This is a genomic window from Streptomyces beijiangensis, assembly GCF_017315755.1.
Taxonomy (GTDB): domain Bacteria; phylum Actinomycetota; class Actinomycetes; order Streptomycetales; family Streptomycetaceae; genus Streptomyces; species Streptomyces beijiangensis.
This window is the reverse complement of sequence record NZ_JAFLRJ010000831.1, coordinates 1-1920: the sequence shown is the minus strand read 5'-3', so window position 1 is coordinate 1920 and position 1920 is coordinate 1. Positions and strand designations below refer to the sequence as shown.

Sequence of the window (1920 nt, the reverse complement as noted above, 5' to 3'; positions counted from 1 at the left end):
GCCGCGGGGCGGCGGGTGGGATACGTAATTGCGAAGAACTCTTCGCGAAGGGTTCTTCTGCTTCTATCGTGGGGTCCATGACCGATGCGACCGACCCGACGGACTCGACCGACCCCCTGAGCCCGGACCCCGGCCTCGACATATCCCTCGACGCCGCCGCCCTGCGCGTTCTCGCACACCCCATGCGGCTCACCCTGCTGGGCCGGCTGCGGCAGTACGGGCCTTCCACCGCACGGCAGTTGGCGCGGTTGTACGACCTCGACTCGGGCGCCGCCAGCTACCATCTGCGGCGCCTGGCGGCCGGCGGCCTCATCGAGGAGGACGTCGAGCGGGGCAACCGGCGCGACCGCTGGTGGCGCGCCGTGCACCGGCAGTCCTTCCACGATCCCGCCGCGGACGCGCCCTCCGACGAGGCGGACAGCCGGGCCTACACCCATGCGGTCGTCCTCGCGTACGGCGACCGGCTGCGCAGGGTCGCGAGTACGGTGCCGCTGCTGTCCGACGCATGGCACGCGGCGGCGATCTTCGCCGACTACACGGTGGAGCTCACGCCCGGCGAACTCAACCTGATGAAGGCGGAGATCGTCGGCGTGGTGTCCAAGTACCGGACGCGCACGGAGCGTTCGCAGGGGAGCGACCGGGTCTCCGTACAGCTCCAGGCCTTCCCCCTGGTCGAGGAATGACGGCGGCGACGACCGCCGCCTACCGGGACACCAACGTCCTGCGCTGGGCGGCCGCGTACACCGCGTCCGTCACCGGGGACATCGTCTACTTCCTCGCCCTGTCCTGGGCCGTCACCCGCACCGCGGGTCCCGCCCAGGCGGGCGCCGTGCTGGCGGCCGGGGCCGTGCCGCGCGCCGTGCTGATGCTCGGGGGCGGGGTGGTCGCGGACCGGTTCGGGGCGCGACGGGTGGTCGTCGTCAGCGATGCCGTGCGGTGCGCGGTGATCCTGGGCGTGGCGGTGGCGGTGTACGCGGCGGGGGCCGAACTGTGGCTGCTGTACGTCCTGGCAGTCGTCTTCGGCACCGTGGACGCGCTCTTCATGCCGGCCGTGGGCGCCCTGCCGCCGCAGATCGCACCGCACGACCAGCTCACCCGCGTCCAGGGGATGCGCGCGCTGGCGGTGCGGTTGAGCAATGCGGTGGGACCGCTGACCGCGGGTGTGGTGCTGGGGATCGGCGGCCCGTCGGCGGCGTTCGCGGGTGCGGGGCTGCTCTTCGGTGGTTCGCTGGTGCTGCTGCTGGCCGTACGCATTCAGCCGCTGCCTGCGCGAGAGGGCCCGCGGGCATCTGCTGGGGAGGACCTCCGCGACGGGCTCCGCTATCTCCGGCGCGAGCGCCGCCTCACCCGCCTGGTGATCGTGATCGGCCTCGGTGAGATGTGCTTCAGCGGTCCTGTCGCGGCGGGCCTGGTCATGCTCACCGACGAACGGCACTGGGGCGCGGGCGTGTTGGCGGCGATCCTGGCCGCCTTCTCCGTCGGGGGCGCGGTCTCCGCTCTCGCGCTGACGGCCGCGGACCGGATCCCGTACGCCGGAGCGACCCTCACCACCGGCCTGGTCGTCACGGCGGCCGTCACCGCCGCGATCGGCCGCATCCCCTCCCCGGGAACGGCGGTCGCGCTGGGCGCGCTGATGGGGCTGGCGAGCGGGGCGGCGATGGTGATCGGCAACGCCCTCCTCCAGAAGGAGACCGACCCCCACTACCTGGGCCGCGTCTCCTCGGTGACCGGCCTGTGCACGCTGGGGCTGAGCCCGCTGCTGTTCCCGCTGGCCGGTCTGGTCGCGGCGACCTGGGGGGCGGCGGCGTTCTTCGCGGGGTGCGGGGTGGTGTGCCTGGCGGCGGCGGGGGTCGGTCTTTCGGTGCGTACGCTGCGGACCGCCCGGCTCTAGGCGATCGGGACGGGGTCCGCGTGCAGTTC

The 1920-nt window shown here is 73.4% G+C and carries 2 protein-coding genes; both read left to right on the top strand.

The annotated features are described in order from the left end of the window. The first annotated feature begins 77 nt into the window (after positions 1–77). Positions 78–683: a winged helix-turn-helix domain-containing protein gene (locus J0695_RS39340; protein WP_206969645.1), complete on the top strand. Its 606-nt coding sequence runs from the start codon at positions 78–80 to the stop codon at positions 681–683. After that, the gene (locus tag J0695_RS39335) at positions 680–1891 is read left to right on the top strand and encodes an MFS transporter (RefSeq protein WP_206969643.1); all 1212 of its coding nucleotides are present in this window, start codon (positions 680–682) and stop codon (positions 1889–1891) included. The genes J0695_RS39340 and J0695_RS39335 overlap by 4 nt, the downstream gene beginning before the upstream one ends. Positions 1892–1920 lie beyond the last annotated feature (29 nt).